We start from the raw sequence: 323 nt of genomic DNA, 5'->3' as shown, positions 1-323 counted from the left end.
CGATATACTCTTACCCTACAGCGATGAAACTGATGACGACAGCGAAACTCACTACGATGCCTGTCTTGAAAGCTGGTGCACAGGCTTTATGGAAGGTTTCTTCTACAAAGAAAAGGCATGGTTCTGCAAAGGTGAAGATGTTACCGCCGAATTGCTACTTCCTATCATGGCCCTTTCAGGCCTATTTGATAGTGATGAGTTTCAAGAAATACGTCGAAACGAAAAGCTTTTATCCCAATTCGAAGAAATTATGCCGGAGCAATTGGTGGATATCTTTCTTTTCTATCATTCGGATTAAGTGCCAAGGTCGCCTCGACACAGCG

At 43.7% G+C, this 323-nt stretch carries 1 protein-coding gene; it reads left to right on the top strand.

The window, feature by feature from the left end; all coding sequences use genetic code 11:
• Window positions 1-298 (top strand): UPF0149 family protein (locus A3761_RS04965; RefSeq protein WP_156491610.1); only part of this gene is annotated, 298 nt, incomplete at its 5' end.
• Window positions 299-323: the final 25 nt, after the last annotated feature.

The sequence above is a fragment of the Oleiphilus sp. HI0123 genome (assembly GCF_001635315.1).
The sequence above is the reverse complement of the archived record's forward strand: the minus strand, read 5'-3'. Positions and strand labels throughout refer to the sequence as shown.